This is a genomic window from Streptomyces sp. TG1A-60 (assembly GCF_037201975.1).
Classification (GTDB): domain Bacteria; phylum Actinomycetota; class Actinomycetes; order Streptomycetales; family Streptomycetaceae; genus Streptomyces.
In genome coordinates this window covers 4,380,603-4,398,181 of record NZ_CP147520.1, presented here as the reverse complement: position 1 = coordinate 4,398,181, position 17,579 = coordinate 4,380,603, and the positions used below count along the sequence as shown (strand labels likewise).

Sequence of the window (17,579 nt, the reverse complement as noted above, 5' to 3'; positions counted from 1 at the left end):
GAATCCCTGCCTCGTGCCTCGTGTCGTCGTCTGCGGCCGGCTCCGGATCCGGCCGGTGGCCCCGGGCGGTCGGCCCGGGGTACGGCGGTGGGGACGCCTGGTCCTGGTGGTGCGTGGGCAAGGCGGTGACCCCGCCCGAGATCATGGACCAACGTCGCGGACCAGTTTGACCGACCGGACCGACATCCGTCAGACGTCGGCCTGAACGGTGGAGTTCCTGGATCCGGTCAGGACGACCCCTTCGGGTCCTGAGGAGGCTTTCCACCGGCCGCGAGTTCGAATTCCGCACGGGGATGTTCGAGTGAACCGAGCGAGACGATCTCCCGTTTGAAGAGCCCGGAGAGGATCCATTCGGCGAGGACGCGGGCCTTGCGGTTGAAGGTCGGCACCCTGCTCAGGTGGTAGACGCGGTGCATGAACCAGGCGGGGTAGCCCTTCAGCTTCCGCCCGTAGACATGGGCGACGCCCTTGTGGAGACCCAGGGAGGCGACCGAGCCGGCGTACTTGTGCGCGTACGTCTGCAGGGGTTGGCCGCGCAGGGAGCGGGCGATGTTGTCGCCGAGGGTGCGGGCCTGCCGTACGGCGTGCTGGGCGTTCGGGGCGGTCTCCTTGCCGGGTTCGGCGGTGACGTCGGGAACGGCGGCGGCGTCTCCGGCGCCCCACGCGTGTGCCACGCCCTCCACGGACAGCTCGGCGGTGCACTTCAGGCGCCCGCGCTCGTTCAGCGGGAGGTCGGTGGCGGCGAGGACGGGGTGCGGTTTCACCCCGGCCGTCCAGACGACCGTACGGGTCGGGAAGCGGGCGCCGTCGCTGAGGACGGCGACGCGGTCGGCGCACGATTCGAGGCGGGTGTGTAGGCGTACGTCGATGTTGCGGCGGCGCAGTTCGGTGACCGTGTAGCGGCCCATCTCCTCGCCGACTTCCGGGAGGATGCGGTCGGATGCCTCCACGAGGATCCACTTCATGTCCTCGGGCGTGACGTTGTGGTAGTACCGCGCGGTGTAGCGGGCCATGTCCTCCAGCTCGCCGAGCGCCTCCACGCCCGCGTAGCCGCCGCCCACGAAGACGAAGGTCAGGGCGGCGTCACGGATCGCGGGGTCACGGGTGGAGGAGGCGATGTCCATCTGTTCGATGACGTGGTTGCGCAGGCCGATGGCCTCTTCGACGGTCTTGAAGCCGATCCCGTGGTCCGCGAGCCCGGGGACGGGCAGGGTGCGCGAGATCGAGCCGGGGGCGAGGACCAGTTCGTCGTACGCCAGCTGCTCGGAGCCCGTGCCCTCCTCGGTGGCGAGGGTGTCGAGCGTCGCGACGCGCTTGGCGTGGTTGATCGCGGTGGCCTCGCCGATGACGACCTTGCACCTGTCCAGCACCCGGCGCAGCGGCACGACGACATGGCGGGGTGAGATGGAGCCCGCGGCGGCCTCCGGAAGGAAGGGTTGATACGTCATATAAGGGTCGGGGGACACGACGACGATCTCGACGTCACCGCGCCCGAGTTCCGGTTTCAGCTGTCGCTGCAGACGCAGCGCTGTGTACAGCCCGACGTAGCCGCCGCCGACGATGAGAATGCGCATCGGTTCCTTCACCATCCCATGACGCACCTTGCTCGTTGGTTTGTCCACAGGCCCGGCAATTTGTGTGACCGGTCGCCCTGGGGGCGCGGGCTTGGCAGATTTATCGGTGTGCGCGGCAGGTGCGCAGGTCAGACGGCGTGAGCCGGGTGACAGGAGGAGGCATAAACCGGACGTAAGCCGCCCGTACTCCGATCGAGGGGCGCTCCGCCCGGAACGCGCCCCTTCTGAATTGACTCCCTCTCAACTATGTTCGTGAGTCGACGGGGTGTAGGGGGATGCGTTCAAGAGGTTCGGTGGGTTCCGGGGTCCGGTGGGATCCCGGGTTGGGTTCCGGGTGGCGTCCGCGACGGGCGGGGCGACTCGGGGCCGGCTCTCCGACGAAAGGGAATCGGGGACCACCGAGGACCTTGGACGCTCGTTCCGCCGCTCCGGCTTCCGATGACGGGGAGAGTCTCCGGGGGGAGACGTCATTACCGGGGGAACACGTATGCATATTCAGGATTCTCACTGGTCGCCCGCGTCCACCATCTCACCCGGCGGTGAGATGGTCTCGGCGGGCGGCCACGGACGCGGTGACGGAGGGCGGTCCACTCCGCTCCGCGTGGACGCACAGCGCAACCTCGAGCATGTGCTGCGCGCGGCACGCGAGGTCTTCGGCGAGCTGGGGTACGGCGCGCCGATGGAGGATGTCGCCCGCCGCGCGCGGGTCGGCGTGGGCACGGTGTACCGGCGATTCCCGAGCAAGGACGTCCTGGTCCGGCGGATAGCCGAGGAGGAGACCTCTCGGCTCACCGAACAGGCCAGGGTGGCGCTCGGGCAGGAGGAGGACGCCTGGTCGGCGTTGTCGCGCTTCCTGCGGACGTCGGTGGCCTCGGGTGCCGGGCGGTTGCTGCCGCCGCAGGTGCTCCGTGTCGGGGTCGCCGAGGACGGGGCCGACGGATCCGGAGCGGCCGGCCAGGTCGACGCGGACGAGGCACGGGTGCCGCAGCAGCGGGCCCGGCCGGCGGAGGAGTTGCGGCTGGTGCCGGCGGACGGGGTCGGTGGCGATGTCGGCGGCGGCCATGTCGGCGGTGGCGGGCCGGTGGACGACGCCGGGGCTTCGGCGCTGCTGGAAGTCGTGGGGCAGTTGGTCGAACGGGCTCGGGCGGCGGGTGAGCTGCGGGAGGACGTGACCGTGGCCGACGTGTTGCTGGTGATCGCCACGAGCGCGCCCTCGTTGCCGGACGCGGCGCAGCAGGCTGCCGCGTCGGCTCGGTTGTTGCACATCCTGTTGGAGGGCTTGCGGTCCCGGCCGGCCTGACGGCCGTGGCCGGGTGAGTTTCGCCAGGGGCGGCGTGGGGTGTTTCTCACCCCGCACCGCCCCTTCCCGTTCCCATGGGGCGCCACCCCTTCGCCCCCGGGACCGACTCTGGGGCGGCGCCGCCGCATGCCGACACAGCCCCGCGTCCCTTTTACGCCCTTCTCGCCGTCGCGCCCGCTCCCAGCGCACCCCTCTGGGGGGTGATGCCCGCCGGTACCGCCCGCTGCCTCGCGGGGGTGCCTGTCCAGCAGGTGCCTCGGCGGGAGAGCAGGCGGCGTAGCCAGAGTTCGAGGGAGACGAGGTCGGCCAGGCCGTCGAGCGGCAGGGGCTCTCCCTCGGCCGCCGCGCGGAGGGCCTTGCGGACGACGCGGGCTTCCACCAGGCCGGCCTGGGCCAGCAGGGGCGTGTCGAAGAGGGTGATCAGGGTGTCGGCGGCCACCCGGAGGCCGGTGCGGGCGGCTGCGGTGGCGGAGGCGTGGGAGGGGGCTCCCCACCCGGGTGGGAGGCCGGTGACGCCGGCGCCCTCCAGGACCGTGCGGAGGACGGCGGCACGGGCGCCCGGCTGGACGCGGAGGGCTTCGGGGAGGGCGCGGCAGGCGCGGACGACCTGGTTGTCGAGGAACGGGGTGTGGAGGCGTTGGGAACGGACTTCCGCCGCCTGTTCGAGGACGCGGATGTCGGTGGCGTGGCGGGCCAGGGCCGCCCGCGCGCGGAAGTCGCCGGGGCGCTGGCCGGGGCCGACGGTCGGGCGGCCGGTCAGTGCTCCCAGGCGAATCGATACCTCCGCCAGGGCCTCGCCAGTCAGCCAGCGGGCGGCGGGGCCCGGTCTGGCCCAGGTGAGGGCCGCGAGCGAGGCTCCGACCGCGCCTTGGGGCTCTTCGAAGCGGCGTTGCATGAGGCGGTCGGCGAGGACTTCGACGCCGGCTCGGTAGGGGGTTCGGGCCAGTTTCCGGGCGGCGCCGTACACGCGCGCCGGGACCATGACGGAGCCGTCGGCCTTGGCGAGGGCGGCGACCGGGCGGACCAGGTGGCGGCGCTTGCGGTCCATGAGGAGGTCGGCCAGGCGGGCGGGGTGGGCGTCCAGGACCTGGCGGGCGCCGTAGCCGGTGAAGTGGTCGGCGCTGCCGGAGACGAGGCGGGCTCGGTGGCGGGCCGCCATGACGAGGGAGGGAGCCGGCTCGTCGGTCAGGGGGCCCTCCAGGTCCGCGTACGGGAGTACGTCCTCGCCGCCGGTCACGACGACGTGGTGGAGGCGGGGGTTGGCGGCCAGGGTGCCCGCGCGTTCCAGTTCGGCTTCGCGGCCGGAGGTGGCGAGGTCGTTGAAGGTGACCGCCAGAAGGCGCTCGCCGCCGCCCGTGCCGTGGCCGAGGACCGTGCCGGGGGCGCCGGGCAGACCCGCGGCCAGCAGGGCCAGGGTGCCGGAGGCGGGGCCGCCGGAGAGGTCGGCGCCGATGCCGGGGACCGGCATGCCGCGGGCGGCACGGCGCTCGGCCGGGCCCATGCCGGGGACCGGGCCGGGGTCGACGTCGGGGACATGGCGGGGTGCGGACAGACGGGCCCGTACGGCTTCCACCAGGGCGTCGCGGACGGCGTCCACCGCGCTGGCCGGGTCGGCGGAGGGGGCGGCGACGGCGAGGGACGCGACCGGCTCGTAGCCGGCGATCTCCCGTGAACCGGCGCGCAGGATCAGTGCGTGCCCCGGAGGAATGCGGCGCACGCCGTCGTACGGGGTGGAGTCATGGAGGGCGTCCGGTACGTCGGGGGCCGCGAGCAGGGCGGCCAGGTGCCCGAAGTCGAGGTCGGCCTCGACGAGGTCGGCGAGGGGGAGGGCGGCCGTCGCGTACGCGGTGCCGCCCGCCCAGGGGGTGTGGAAGACCGGGCGCGCGCCCGCGAGGTCGCCGCAGACCGTCAGGCGGCGGCCGACCTGGACGACGGCGGTGTAGCTGCCGGGCCAGGCGGTCAGGTGGCGCAGGGCGCCGCCGCGGGCGGCGAACAGGCCCACGCGCAGCTGCTCGTCGGAGGCGCCGCAGATGCCGAGGACGGCGATCCTCGTCCGGGCGTCGGCCGTCACGACGCGCACCTCGTCGGGGCGCCAGTCGCCGACGGCCCACAGCGGGTCGGGGTCACCCCACAGGAGGTGGGAGCCGACCGGGTGCACGCTCTCGCCGTCGTGCCCGGTGGCGCCGGCGGAGCCGATGACGGGAGCGCCAGCGGCGGTACTGCTCCATCCCACCAACCACCGCATCGACGCCTCCACAGGCTGTGGACAACCAGTGCACCGCACGAACGGCTCCCATGCTGCCACGAAGGAGGCCCCCAGGAGGGCGTGCGGGACGGCTTGCACACCGGTAAATGCGCCCCCGGGGAGCCTTCAGTGCTCCCCCCTCAGGCCCTCAAGTGGCCCTTGAAGTCGGGCGGTCGGCCAAGGGCGACCCCGGGTCTACGACGTGAATGCGCCCCCGCTACGCTCCCCCAGAACACCTGACGCGCCCTCAACAGACGTGGTCGGAGCGGTATTCACCCTCGACAACCACCGTCGATTTTCGGCCAAATCGTCCTCGAAGGGCGGAGGGCGCACACCCTCAGCATCACCCCCGATGACGACGGAGTGTCAACGCACAGTCCGGGAGGCGGAGTTCGCCCCCCGGACCGGTCCGCCGCCCGCGGGGACGAAGGCGGCGGTGTCCCCCAGCCCACTGGATCCAGTACAGCGGGCCGACCCACGCACCTTCATGGAAGCGCTCTCCCGGTGGCCGGAGAAGAGCGCACGGGCAGGCGCACAGCCACACAGCGGGAGCACGTGGCAACACTCCGTACTGTGGCCGCACTTTCGCACGGACCACAATCCCGCCATCCGGATTTGGGCCCCTTAACGCTTGGGATGCGGCGAACTACGCTGGGTTTACGAATGCCGCGTGCCTATGCCGCCGCGGCAGCCGTCTGTTCGAGGGGTGGCTCAATGTCCAGGGAGCAACGCGGGCCGAACGAAAAACTCGGCACCGTTCTCGCCCTCGCGGGAATCAGCAACGCAGGGCTCGCGCGTCGCGTCAACGACCTTGGCGCCCAACGCGGGTTGACCCTTCGCTACGACAAGACCTCGGTGGCGCGGTGGGTCTCCAAGGGCATGGTCCCCCAGGGCGCCGCGCCCCATCTCATCGCGGCCGCCATCGGCCAGAAACTCGGCCGCCCGGTACCGCTCCACGAGATCGGCCTGGCGGACGCGGATCCCGCCCCCGAAGTGGGCCTCGCCTTCCCCCGTGACGTCGGACAGGCGGTGCGCGCCGCGACGGAGCTGTACCGCCTCGACCTCGCCGGCCGCCGCGGCGGCACCGGCGGCATCTGGCAGTCCCTCGCCGGATCGTTCGCGGTGAGCGCTTACGCGACACCCGCCTCACGATGGCTGATAACCCCGGCCGACAGCTCGGTGGCGCGCGAGGCGGGCTCCGCCGAGGGCTCCGGGTCGCCGCTGAAAGTCGGCCACAGCGACGTGCGGAAGTTGCGGGAGGCCGCCGAGGACGCCAGGCGCTGGGACTCCAAGTACGGAGGCGGCGACTGGCGTTCGTCGATGGTGCCGGAGTGTCTGCGGGTGGAGGCCGCGCCCCTGCTGCTCGGGTCGTACTCCGACGAGGTGGGCCGCGCGCTGTTCGGAGCGTCCGCGGAGCTCACCCGCCTCGCCGGCTGGATGGCTTTTGACACGGGTCAGCAGGAAGCCGCGCAGCGGTACTACATCCAGGCGTTACGGCTCGCGCGCGCGGCGGCCGACGTGCCGCTGGGCGGGTACGTGCTGGCCACGATGTCCCTGCAGGCGACCTACCGCGGCTTCGGCGACGAGGGCGTCGACCTCGCGCAGGCCGCGCTCGAACGCAACCGGGGGCTGGCCACCGCCCGCACGATGAGCTTCTTCCGGCTCGTCGAGGCGCGTGCCCACGCGCGCGCGGGAGACGCCGTGGCGGCCGGGGCGGCCCTCAAGGCGGCCGAGGGCTGGCTGGAGCGGGCCCGCGACGGCGACAACGACCCGTCCTGGCTCGGGTTCTACGGCTACGACCGGTTCGCCGCCGACGCGGCGGAGTGCTACCGCGACCTCAAGGCTCCACGTCAGGTGCGCCGCTTCACCGAGCAGGCGCTGTCGCGGCCGACGGAGGAGTTCGTACGCTCGCACGGGCTGCGGCTCGTCGTGTCCGCGGTCGCCGAGCTGGAGTCCGGCAACCTCGATGCGGCGTGCGAGCAGGGGGTACGGGCGGTGGAGGTCGCGGGGCGCATTTCCTCGGCCCGCACCACCGAGTATGTGAAGGATCTGCTGCACCGGCTGGAGCCGTACGGGGATGAGCCGCAGGTGATCGAGCTGCGGGAGAGGGCGCGGCCTCTGTTGATGACGCCGGCGTAGGTTTTCGGGTGCCCACGCGTCCGCCGGGTTGGTGAGGCGTCTGCCGCCCCGGGTGCGTCGTGGTTGACCGCGCAGTTTCCCCGCGCGCCTGGAGGGGCGCGTGACCGGCGTCATGAAGACGTCTCCCGGGTTTGAGGGCATTGTCAGTGGTGCAGTGCACTATCGGAGTCGGGAGGTGGGGCGCGTGCGGAGGCAGGGCGCGTACGACTGTGATGTGCTCGTGATCGGCGGCGGGATCGTCGGGCTGTCGACGGCGTATGCGATCACACGGGCGGCGCCGGGCACGCGCGTGACCGTGCTGGAGAAGGAGCCCGGACCGGCCCGGCACCAGACGGGTCGCAACAGCGGGGTCATCCACAGCGGGATCTACTACCGCCCCGGGTCGCTGAAGGCGCGGTACGCGGTCAAGGGCGCCGCCGAGATGGTCAAGTTCTGCGCCGAGTACGGCATCGACCACGCCGTCACCGGGAAGCTGATCGTGGCCACCGAGCGATCGGAGCTGCCCCGGCTGCACGCCCTGGTGCAGCGTGGCCGGGAGAACGGGATTCCGGTGCGGGAGCTGGGACCCGCCCAGATCACCGAGTACGAGCCGGAGGTGCGCGGGCTCGCCGCCATACAGGTCGGCACCACCGGGATCTGTGACTTCGTGGGGGTCGCCCGGCAGCTCGCACGGGCCTCCGGCGCCGAGATCCGGTACGGCGCCGAGGTCGAGCGCATCGACCGGCGGGCCTCGCTGGGGGTCGCCGTACGGGTCCGGGGCGGCGATGTCGTGCGGGGCCGGGTGCTGGTGAACTGCGCCGGGCTGCACTGCGACGAGGTGGCCCGGCTGACCGGCGACGATCCCGGGATGCGGATCGTGCCCTTCCGGGGGGAGTACTACGAGCTGGCGCGGCCCGACATGGTCCGGGGGCTGGTGTATCCGGTGCCCGATCCGGCGTTCCCCTTCCTCGGGGTGCATCTGTCCCGGGGCATCGACGGAGGCGTGCACATCGGACCCAACGCCGTGCCCGCGCTGGCCCGCGAGGGGTACGGGTGGGGGACCGTGCGGGCGCGGGAGCTGGCGGCGACCCTGGCGTGGCCCGGCTCCTGGCGCATAGCCCGACGGCACTGGCGGTACGGGGCGGGGGAGCTTCGGCGGTCGGTGTCGAAGAAGGCGTTCACCCGGGCGGTGCGGCGGTTGCTGCCGGGGGTCTCGGAAGGCGACCTCGTGCCTGCGGCGGCCGGGGTGCGGGCTCAGGCCGTGCTTCGGGACGGGACACTCGTGGACGACTTCCTGATCAGGGAGGGGGCGCGGGCGGTGCACGTGCTGAACGCGCCTTCGCCCGCGGCGACCGCCTCCCTGCCGATCGGCAGGGAGGTCGGCCGGCGGGCGTTGGGGGCGCTCGCCGGGGTGTGACGGGCGGCAAGCCCCTTGGTCTTCGTGGCACCCGGCGACTGGGGCCGGGCGGGGCGGGTTCCGCTCACCGGCGCTCGCCGGATGCAGCTGCGCCCGCCCTCCCCCTCTCGACTTCGCTTGAGCGGGACGGACCTCCATCGCCCAGCGGCACGGCTGCCCGCAGCCGCGCGCAGCGGCATGCGCATGTCGGCAGCCGTGGGCATGGCGGCGGCTATGCATGTCGGCAGCTGTGCATGGCGGCGCCTGCGACGGGCGTCTTGGGGGAGTCGTAAAATCGGGGCACTGTGTCTGACTCCGCCAATACTCCCGAGCCCCGCACCTCCGGTGCCTCCCTTCGGCGTACCCGGGTCAAGGGTGAGCCCCGCTTCCCCGACGGGCCGAAGGCGGATCCCGCCGGGTCGCATTTCGAGCGGCGGATCAGGAGTTTCCAGCCTCGGCGGAGTCGGGTGACGGCCGGGCAGGCGGACGCGTTGCAGCGGCTGTGGCCCAAGTGGGGGCTGGACATCGACGGTCGGGCGCTGGACCTCGTCGAGTTGTTCGGGAACGAGAAGCCCGTCGTACTGGAGATCGGGTTCGGGATGGGAGAGGCGACGGCGCAGATGGCCGCCGCCGATCCGGAGACCAATGTGCTGGCCGTGGACGTGCACACGCCTGGCCAGGGGAACCTGCTGAGTCTCGTGGACCGGGACGGACTGTCCCATGTGCGGGTCGCCAACGGGGACGCGATCATTCTGCTGCGGGAGATGCTCCCGCCCGGCTCGCTGGACGGGCTGCGGGTCTACTTCCCCGATCCCTGGCCGAAGAAGCGGCACCACAAGCGGCGGCTGATCCAACCGGAATTCCTCACGCTCGCCGCGTCACGGCTCAGGCCGGGAGCGATCGTGCACTGTGCGACGGACTGGGAACCGTACGCCGAGCAGATGCTGGCCGTGCTGACCGCTCATCCGGAGTTCGAGAACACCCGGCCCGACGGTGGGTTCGCGCCACGTCCCGGCTTCCGGCCGCTGACCCGTTTCGAGGGACAGGGGCTGGACAAGGGTCATGTCGTGAACGATCTGCTCTTCCGCCGCGTACAGCAGCGAGAGCAGGAGTCCGGACAACCCCCCACAGACGCCTGACGGCCTTCCGTCACAGCCGCGCGAGCGCGGCACCACGCACCGTCGCGGGCGGCTCCCATCCCTCGTTAGGGTCAATGCAATGGCCACCAGTCCCCCTTACCCGACGCATCCCAGCGGCCCTGCCGGTGGGTATGCGTTCAGGCCCACGCGCTGGTGGCAGCGGACGAACGTCCTGTACGGCGCGCTCATCGGGCTGCTCGGGGTCTCCGGGCTCGTCATCCTCGCCCTCGTCCGTGAACAGACCGGCACCGAGGGGTTCCTGGTCGGGCTCGGACTCGCGGTGCTGCCCGTGCCGTTGCTCATGGCGGCGTTCCGGTGGCTGGACCGGGTGGAACCGGGGCCCTGGAAGAACCTGGTCTTCGCGTTCTCCTGGGGGGCGTGCGCGGCGGCGCTGATAGCCATCGTGGCCAACAGCTTCGCGACCCGGTGGATCGCGACCGCCACCGCCGATCCGACGCATGCCGACACTCTGGGTGCCACCGTCATAGCGCCCGTCGTGGAGGAGACCGCCAAGGCCGCGGCCGTCCTCCTGGTGTTCCTCTTCCGGAGGCGGGACTTCACCGGCGTCGTGGACGGGGTGGTGATCGCGGGGTTCACCGCCACCGGGTTCGCGTTCACCGAGAACATCCTGTATCTCGGGACCGCGTTCGGGACGGATCAGCTCAGCGGGGGAAGCGGGCTGGCATCGGTCACGGCGGCCACGTTCTTCGTGCGGGTCATCATGTCGCCGTTCGCGCACCCGCTGTTCACCGTGCTGACGGGCATCGGGTTCGGGGTCGCGGCATTCGCCCCGGAGTGGCAGCGGACCCGGCGGATGCTCGTGCCGGTGGGCGGACTGTTGCTCGCCGTGGGGATGCACGCGATCTGGAACGGGTCGTCGGCGTTCGGGGAGTACGGCTTCTTCGCGGTGTACGCGGCGTTCATGGTGCCGGCGTTCGGGCTGCTGACGTGGTGGGTGATCTGGACGCGGCAGCGGGAGTTGCGGATCGTCCGGCAGGCGCTGCCGGCGTACGCGGCGGCGGGGTGGCTGACGCCGACGGAGCCGTACGCGCTGGGGTCGATGCGGGCCCGGCGGGTGGCGCGGGAGTACGCGGCGCATCACTTCGGCAAGGCGGGGGGCCGGGTGGTCGCGGAGTACGAGACATACGCGACGAAGCTGGCGTTCCTGCGGTACCGGGGGCTCCGGGGGAGCGCCGGGCGCGACTTCGTGCTCCGCGAACGTGAGCTGCTCTTCGAACTGTGGCGACGCCGGGAACTGGCGCGGCCCGCCCTGGGGTATGCGGGGCAAGAGGCCGGTGGCGGGTACGGGTACCCGGGGTACGGGCGCCCGGTGCCGTACGGGCTGACGCCGTATCCCACGTACAACCCGTATCGCTACTAGCTAGACCGTTCGCGGACCGACGGGCGGGCCGGGGCCGACAGGTACGGCGAGCGCCCATCGGGCCGGACGCGACGGACGCAGCCGATGCGGCCGATGCGACAGGCGCGGCAGACGCGGCAGACGCGGCAGACGCGGCAGACGCGGCAGACGCGGCAGGATGACGAACGCCGCGTAGGCCTCAAGGGCTCACGCGGCGTACAGCCGCAAGGACCACCGGGCCTCACCGGTCGGCAGCCTTGCGGAGCTCGCTCGTTCTACGGGTTCAGGCCCTTGCTGCGCAGCCAGGCCGCCGGGTCGATGCCGCCCCCGCCGGCCGCGTGGACCTCCAGGTGGAGGTGGGCTCCGGTGACGTTGCCGGTGGCGCCGACGCGGCCGATGACATCGCCGGTGGCGACCTTCTGGCCGACGCTGACGCCGATGGAGGACTGGTGGGCGTACCAGATCTCAGTGCCGTCATCGAGGGTGAGGACGGTCTTGTAACCGTACGAACCCTCGTAGCCGGCCTGCGTGATGGTGCCGCTGTGGACGGCCTTGATGAGGGTGCCGGTGGGGGCGGCGAAGTCGAGGCCGGTGTGGTAGCCGGAGGACCAGTAGGGCCCGGCCTGGCCGAAGGCGGAGGTGAGGGTGTAGGAGGAGGTGGGAAGCGTGAACTGCTTGGCCAGGGCGGCGAGGCGCTCGGCTTCCTTCTTCCTCTCGGCCTCCTCGGCCGCCTTCTGCTTCGCGGCGGCTTCCTTGGCCTCGGCCGCCTTCTTCTCCTCGGCGGCCTCCTCGGCCGCCTTCTCCGCGGCGGCGGTCTGGGCCGCCTCGGCGGTGGCCTTGTCGAACGCGTCCTGCTGGGACTCGGCCTGCGCGATGATGCGGGCGCGGAGTGCCTCGCCGGCGTTCGCGGCGCCCTGCTCGGTGTCGGCGGCGATCAGGCCGGCGCTGCTGAGCGGGGTGGTGGAGGCCTGCGGCTCCGGCGTCTCGGTGTCGTCCTCGAAGACCGAGCCGACGTTCGGCACGTCGGGCAACGATATGGACACCGGAGGCTTGCCGGACTGCGCGCTGGCCATGCCGGCGCCGCCGACGGCGGCTATGACACCGACGCCGAGAACCGTGGAGCTCCGGGCCAGTCCGCCACGGGCGAGTCCGCCGCGCGGCTTGGCCACGCGGTGTCGGCCGCGAAGGGGGCGAATGGATTCCTCACTGGGATTCCACTCCTGCCAAGGGCCCTCGTTGTCACTGTTGTAGCTGCCGTAGCCGAACGTCTGGCTTTCGCCGTCGCGTTGGCTCGGTTCGAACGGGGCTTCGGTCGCGGACCGGTTTGACGCCACGTGGGCGTACTCCTTCCTTCCTCCTCGCCTACCGGGTTAGCTGACGGGTTCGGAGCAGGAAGGTCTCCTACGCGCGTAAACCGGTCGTGCGTGCTGCCACGACGGCTTCCGTGCGATTCACCCCAGAGTGGTGGTTCCCCGGTTCCCTTGCGGGATTCGGCGCGTGAGCACGGAGCCGTCTCTTGTGACGGCTGGGACGACCGCGCTGCGTTATCGAACGTTAATAGACGCGAGTACTCCATTCCAAGCTGTTCTGGATGATCGTTCCGGCTTTCACGCTGGACTTACGGGTCACGAGGGGCGGAAAGCGGGCGAGTTGACCTTGCCTCAGGATCAATCAGGAGTAGCAGACTCCCTGAGCACGCGTCAGTCGGTATACGGAGGAAGACCAAACGAACACGCCTCGTGATGTCGATCACGGGAGATGTGAGAGAGACGTGTGGGCCGCCGCACGAGGAGCGGTGTGCGAGGGGGGCGTCAGGTGCGGCGGACCGCCAGGAGCGCCATGTCGTCCGTCGTACGACCGCCCGTGTGCCGGCGTACCTCCTCGGAGAGGGTCGCGAGCAGGGCGCGCGGGGCGGAGAAGGTACGGCCGGAGAGCCGCTCGGCCGGGTCGTAGAAGACGCCCCGGGCGTCCCGCGCCTCGGACAGGCCGTCGGTGTAGAAGAGCAGCGTGGCGCCGGGCGGGAACACGGTGTCGTCGGCGCGGTCCGGCCAGGCCCCCAGGTCGTCCATGCCGAGCGGCAGCGCGGGGTGCGGCGCGTCCAGGATGCGCACGGTGCCGTCGGCGTGCAGCAGCAGGGGGGACGGGTGGCCGCGGTTCACGGTCCGGGCGCGGCCGGCACCGTGCGGGAACTCCGCCAGTACGGCCGTGACGAACCCCTCGTACCGCTCCGTCGCGTCGCGCCGTGTGGCCTCCCGCCGCGTCGACTCCCGGGCCAGCGCCCGCTCCAGCCGCTGGACGACCGCTTCGAGCGTCGACTCCTGCTCGGCCGCCTCCCGGAACGCCCCGATCAGCACCGCCACCTCCGACACCGCCCCCAACCCCTTGCCGCGCACATCGCCCACGATCAGCCGCAGGCCGTGGGGCGAGTCCTGCACGGCGTACAGATCGCCCCCGATCGACGCCCCGGTCTGCGCCGCCTCGTACCGCGCGGCGATCTCCAGCCCGCCGATCCGCTCCTGCGGCACCGGCAGTACGGCCCGCTGCGCGGCCTCGGCGATCTCGTGGGCGGTGGCGAGCCGGGCGTCGCTGCGCCGGGCGAGACGGTTGATGAGCACGGCCAGTACGGCGACGGTGGCCACGGTCACGACCTCGGTGACCGCGTCCTCATGGCTCGTGTCGTCATAGAGGATCCGTACCGTGATGCCGGCCACCGAGGCGACGCCGGTGGTCACCGTGCCGTGGAGCGAGTAGAGAGGGGCAGCCACGAGGGGCGCGGCGGTGAAGAAGGGGACGGCCGTGAACTCGCTCGGCGTGAAGTGGTCGTAGAAGAGGCCCGTCGTGATCAGCAGGACGGGGAGGACCAGGACGAGGGTACGGGTGCGGGAGAACCGCCTGCCGGCCGGCTCCCTCGCGCCCTCCGCATCCTCTGACTGCCCCACGGATACAGGGTTTCCGTGGTCGGGGCGCCGGGCTAGTCGGTGGGGCCGAGTGGGCTAGTGGGCGCACCGCCGGTTCGCCCTCGCCCCCACCCGGTACCCGCCTGCGCCCCGGCCCCGTCCCCCGGGGCTCAGCCGGCCGTCAGTTCCGGCAGGTGCGTCAGCTCCGGGAGGGGGAGCGTGTGCTGGGTCTGGAGGACCTTCGCGCGGAGGTAGCGGACGTTGTGGGCGGTGGTGAAGACACCCGTGGGGACACGGTGCCGGACGCCGACGCCGAGGTCGCGGAGTTGCTGCGCCTTGTCGGGGTTGTTGGAGAGCAGGTCCAGCTCGTCGAAGCCGAGGGCGGCCAGCATCTGGGCCGCCGCCGTGTAGTCGCGGGCGTCCTCCGGCAGTCCGAGCGCCGCGTTCGCCTCGTAGGTGTCGAGGCCCTGGTCCTGGAGGGCGTACGCGTCGAGCTTGTTGTAGAGGCCGATGCCCCGGCCCTCCTGACGGAGGTAGAGGAGGACGCCCCCTCGGTCGGCGATCCGCTCCACCGCCTCGCGCAGCTGCGGACCGCAGTCGCAGCGGGCCGAGCCGAAGACGTCGCCGGTCAGGCACTCGGAGTGCAACCGGACCAGCGGGGCCGGGCCGGGGGCGGGATCGCCGAGGACGACCGCCACGTGCTCCTGGCCGTCGACGAGGCCGTGGAAGGTGACCAGTTCGGCGTCGGCGCCGTAGCCGTCGTGGAAACGCAGCGGTACCCGGACGCGGGCACGCGCGGTGGCAGCGGGAAAGTCGGGCATGCGGGCTCTCCGGTCCTGGTGCGAGGTGCCGCTGTGCTTCAGATTTGAAGCACAGCGCTCGCGGTGACTCTAACCCATGCTTCAAAGTTCAAGCAATAGCCCGAGGCCGCATTGGGGATGCGTCACATTCCCGCCGCCACAGCGACCGCGCGGGGGACCGCTACCGCCTCGGCGGGCAGGCGCGGCGGCGCCACGGCAGGTCGCCGGGGGCGGACGTCCGCCGGCCCTCGCCCTGGATCGCCGTCGCGATGGCCGCGCAGATCTCCTCCAGCTGCCCGATCTGCTCGGGGCCGAGGTGGTCGAAGACGGCCTTGCGGACCATCTCGACATGGCCCGGCGCCGCGCGCTCCAGCAGGGCCATGCCCTCGTCGGTGAGCACGGCGACACTGCCTCGCTTGTCCCACTGGCATTCCTCGCGCCGCACCACACCGTCCTTCTCCAGCCGGGTCACGGCGTACGTGAGCCGGCTGCGTGTGATCTTCAGGGACTCGGCGAGATCGGTCATCCGCATCCGGCGTTCGGGCACCTCGGAGAGGGCGGCCAGCACGGAGTAGTAGAGGTGCGGCAGGCCGGCCTCCTGCTGGAGCTGCCGGTCGAGCGCGTCCTCCAGGAGGGAGCTCGCGGCCACGTAGGAACGCCAGGCACGCTGTTCCTCGGGGGTGAGCCAGCGGGTCGTCATACGTACAGTGTAGTTACTGTTTAAAACTTGAACCAAGTCGTGCCGTCGCAGTCATCGTCACCGTCACGGTGACCGCCCCCGGCACAGTCATCACCACCTTCGCAGTGATCACCACCGTCACCGTCAGGGAGCGCGCCCATGCCCCAGCCCTACGTCCTGTTGTCCGCCGCCGTCTCCCTCGACGGCTACCTGGACGACACCGGGCCCGAACGGCTGCTGCTGTCGAACCCGGCCGACTTCGACCGGGTCGACGAGGTGCGCGCGGCCAGCGACGCGATCCTGGTCGGCGCCGGCACTCTACGCACCGACAACCCCCGGCTGCTGGTCAACTCCCCCGAGCGGCGCGCGACCCGCGTCGCCGCCGGGCTCCCGGAGTACCCGCTGAAGGTGACGGTCAGCGCGTCCGGCGATCTCGACCCGGCGGCCCAGTTCTGGCACACCGGCGGCGAGAAGGTCGTGTACACGACGGACAGGGGCGCGGAGCGGCTCCGCGGAGCGGGCCTGCCGACCGGGCCGACGGGCGTGGCCGTCGTGTCCCTCGGCCCCGCCCCGGAGTGGCCCGCCCTCCTCGACCATCTCGGAGACGTACGCGGCATCCGGCGCCTCATGGTGGAGGGCGGCGGCCTCGTGCACACCCAGCTGCTCCAGCAGGGGCTCGCGGACGAGCTGCTCCTGGCCGTCGCACCGGTGTTCGTGGGCGAGGCGGACGCGCCGCGCATGCTCGGGACGGGCGCGTACCCCGGCGGCCCGCGCAGCCGCCTCCGCCTGCTGGAGACCCGGCCGGTCGGCGACGTCGTCCTCATCCGGTACGCCCCCACCGTCCCCGGTACCGGCCGGGCCGTCTCCGCCGCCGACCGGCACTGGCTGGCACTGGCCTGCGAACTGGCCGCCGAGTGCCCGCCCTCCCGGACCGCGTTCAGCGTGGGCGCGGTCGTGGTCGCCGAGGACGGTACGGAACTGGCGCGCGGCCACTCCCGCGAGGACGGCGACCCCGTGGTCCACGCCGAGGAGGCCGCCCTCGCCAAGCTCGACCCCGCCGACCCGCGCCTCGCCTCCGCCACCGTCTACAGCAGCCTGGAACCGTGCGCCCACCGCGCCTCCCGCCCCGCGCCCTGCGCCCGGCTCGTCCTCGACGCGGGCGTACGACGCGTCGTCACGGCCTGGCGCGAGCCGGACACGTTCGTCGAGGACGCGGCCGTCGGCAACGCGGTGCTCTCGGCGGAGGGGGCCGAGGTGGTCGTCCTGCCCGAGTACGAGGAGCGTGCCAAGGCACCCAACAGGCATGTCGTCGGCTGAGCGAACCGGCGATGATCGGCCGCCGTCGTGAACGGTGTGCTGAGGGCCCCGCGCATGGCGTACACTGGTTTCAACGACGCGGGGTGGAGCAGCTCGGTAGCTCGCTGGGCTCATAACCCAGAGGTCGCAGGTTCAAATCCTGTCCCCGCTACTGAAGGCCCTGGGCCCGAAATCCGATGAGGATTCCGGGCCCAGGGTGTTTTCCACGTTCCCGCGCGTGCCCACCTCGTCCACGTGTCCCCCTTGCCTCCGTTTGGGTTTCAGGGCATGCGCACTGTCCGCCGCCCGGACCGCCCCCCAGCGCGACGGCAGCCACGCCGCCAACTCCTTGAGATACGTGAGCGGCACTCCCTGTGCCCAGCCGGGAGCGGTGGGCGTCCGGCCACCGGGTGGCGTCGAGCCGCTGGGCCACGTCGTCCAGGACCGCCTGGGGAATGTGGAGCCGGAAGAGGCGGATGGCGCGGTGGGGGGTCAGGTGGTGGGCCCCGGACCGTGATCGGGCCGGGCGGGCCGGTTCGGTCGCCGCCTGTGCGGGCTCACTCAACGCCTTCCCACTCCCCACGTGACTCTCCTGGCCCTCCTGGCCCTCCTGGCCCTCCTGGCCCTCCTGGCCCTCCTTGTTCTCGTCGAGGTCGCCGACGAGCGTACGGGCGGCTGCGACGTCGTTCTCGTCCCAGCCCCAGTGGCCCGGGCCCCCCTCCCGCGCGGCCTGCCCGTCGATCCGGCGCTTGTGCGCCTCCCAGGCCGCCTGCTT

The 17,579-nt window shown here is 72.1% G+C and carries 12 protein-coding genes, 1 tRNA gene and 1 riboswitch; of the genes, 7 read left to right on the top strand and 6 right to left on the bottom strand.

The features are described from left to right. Positions 1-227: 227 nt before the first annotated feature. The gene (locus WBG99_RS18955) at positions 228-1,589 is read right to left on the bottom strand and encodes an NAD(P)/FAD-dependent oxidoreductase (protein ID WP_338897435.1); all 1,362 of its coding nucleotides are present in this window, start codon (positions 1,587-1,589) and stop codon (positions 228-230) included. 472 nt (positions 1,590-2,061) lie between these two features. Here WBG99_RS18955 and WBG99_RS18950 point away from each other — a divergent pair, with 472 nt between their 5' ends. After that, a complete protein-coding gene (locus WBG99_RS18950; protein WP_338897434.1) occupies positions 2,062-2,874 on the top strand; it encodes a helix-turn-helix domain-containing protein in 813 nt (270 codons plus the stop codon). A gap of 151 nt (positions 2,875-3,025) precedes the next feature. On the opposite strand, the gene WBG99_RS18945 is transcribed toward WBG99_RS18950, so the two are convergent. Further along, positions 3,026-5,119, bottom strand: a complete 2,094-nt coding sequence (locus tag WBG99_RS18945) for an asparagine synthase-related protein (RefSeq protein WP_338897433.1) — start codon at positions 5,117-5,119, stop codon at positions 3,026-3,028. 714 nt (positions 5,120-5,833) lie between these two features. Between WBG99_RS18945 and WBG99_RS18940 the strand changes: the two genes are divergently transcribed. The 4 genes from WBG99_RS18940 to WBG99_RS18925 all read left to right on the top strand — a co-directional run bounded on the left by WBG99_RS18940 (position 5,834) and on the right by WBG99_RS18925 (position 11,153). Further along, entirely contained in the window at positions 5,834-7,258 is a 1,425-nt protein-coding gene (locus WBG99_RS18940; protein ID WP_338897432.1) for an MFS transporter, read from the top strand. A 184-nt stretch (positions 7,259-7,442) separates the two neighbouring features. After that, positions 7,443-8,654, top strand: a complete 1,212-nt coding sequence (lhgO, locus tag WBG99_RS18935; RefSeq protein ID WP_338897430.1) for an L-2-hydroxyglutarate oxidase — start codon at positions 7,443-7,445, stop codon at positions 8,652-8,654. Between the two features lie 284 nt (positions 8,655-8,938). Next, entirely contained in the window at positions 8,939-9,772 is an 834-nt protein-coding gene (gene trmB / locus WBG99_RS18930) for a tRNA (guanosine(46)-N7)-methyltransferase TrmB (protein ID WP_338897429.1), read from the top strand. Positions 9,773-9,851: 79 nt separating this feature from the next. Further along, positions 9,852-11,153, top strand: coding sequence for a PrsW family intramembrane metalloprotease (locus WBG99_RS18925; RefSeq protein WP_338897428.1), 1,302 nt, complete (start codon positions 9,852-9,854; stop codon positions 11,151-11,153). Positions 11,154-11,407: 254 nt separating this feature from the next. On the opposite strand, the gene WBG99_RS18920 is transcribed toward WBG99_RS18925, so the two are convergent. From WBG99_RS18920 to WBG99_RS18905, 4 genes are all read right to left on the bottom strand, one after another. Further along, the gene (locus WBG99_RS18920; RefSeq protein ID WP_338897427.1) at positions 11,408-12,466 is read right to left on the bottom strand and encodes a M23 family metallopeptidase; all 1,059 of its coding nucleotides are present in this window, start codon (positions 12,464-12,466) and stop codon (positions 11,408-11,410) included. Positions 12,467-12,476: 10 nt separating this feature from the next. Next, positions 12,477-12,638, bottom strand: a riboswitch (cyclic di-AMP (ydaO/yuaA leader). Between the two features lie 305 nt (positions 12,639-12,943). After that, the gene (locus tag WBG99_RS18915; RefSeq protein ID WP_338900394.1) at positions 12,944-13,996 is read right to left on the bottom strand and encodes a PP2C family protein-serine/threonine phosphatase; all 1,053 of its coding nucleotides are present in this window, start codon (positions 13,994-13,996) and stop codon (positions 12,944-12,946) included. Positions 13,997-14,199: 203 nt separating this feature from the next. Then, on the bottom strand, positions 14,200-14,850 hold the full coding sequence (gene ribA, locus WBG99_RS18910; RefSeq protein ID WP_338897426.1) for a GTP cyclohydrolase II: 651 nt from the start codon (positions 14,848-14,850) through the stop codon (positions 14,200-14,202). A 160-nt stretch (positions 14,851-15,010) separates the two neighbouring features. Then, the gene (locus WBG99_RS18905) at positions 15,011-15,529 is read right to left on the bottom strand and encodes a MarR family transcriptional regulator (RefSeq protein WP_338897425.1); all 519 of its coding nucleotides are present in this window, start codon (positions 15,527-15,529) and stop codon (positions 15,011-15,013) included. Between the two features lie 138 nt (positions 15,530-15,667). Here WBG99_RS18905 and WBG99_RS18900 point away from each other — a divergent pair, with 138 nt between their 5' ends. Together WBG99_RS18900 and WBG99_RS18895 are read left to right on the top strand one after the other, a co-directional pair. Further along, on the top strand, positions 15,668-16,825 hold the full coding sequence (locus WBG99_RS18900; RefSeq protein WP_338897424.1) for a dihydrofolate reductase family protein: 1,158 nt from the start codon (positions 15,668-15,670) through the stop codon (positions 16,823-16,825). 77 nt (positions 16,826-16,902) lie between these two features. Further along, positions 16,903-16,976 (top strand) — tRNA-Met (locus WBG99_RS18895). Positions 16,977-17,579: the final 603 nt, after the last annotated feature.

Coding starts and splice junctions, on each gene's coding strand:
- WBG99_RS18955 (WP_338897435.1), bottom strand. CDS start 1,589: ATGGTGAAGGAACCGATGCGCATTCTCATCGTCGGCGGCGGCTACGTC.
- WBG99_RS18950 (WP_338897434.1), top strand. CDS start 2,062: ATGCATATTCAGGATTCTCACTGGTCGCCCGCGTCCACCATCTCACCC.
- WBG99_RS18945 (WP_338897433.1), bottom strand. CDS start 5,119: ATGCGGTGGTTGGTGGGATGGAGCAGTACCGCCGCTGGCGCTCCCGTC.
- WBG99_RS18940 (WP_338897432.1), top strand. CDS start 5,834: ATGTCCAGGGAGCAACGCGGGCCGAACGAAAAACTCGGCACCGTTCTC.
- WBG99_RS18925 (WP_338897428.1), top strand. CDS start 9,852: ATGGCCACCAGTCCCCCTTACCCGACGCATCCCAGCGGCCCTGCCGGT.
- ribA (WP_338897426.1), bottom strand. CDS start 14,850: ATGCCCGACTTTCCCGCTGCCACCGCGCGTGCCCGCGTCCGGGTACCG.
- WBG99_RS18905 (WP_338897425.1), bottom strand. CDS start 15,529: ATGACGACCCGCTGGCTCACCCCCGAGGAACAGCGTGCCTGGCGTTCC.
- WBG99_RS18900 (WP_338897424.1), top strand. CDS start 15,668: ATGCCCCAGCCCTACGTCCTGTTGTCCGCCGCCGTCTCCCTCGACGGC.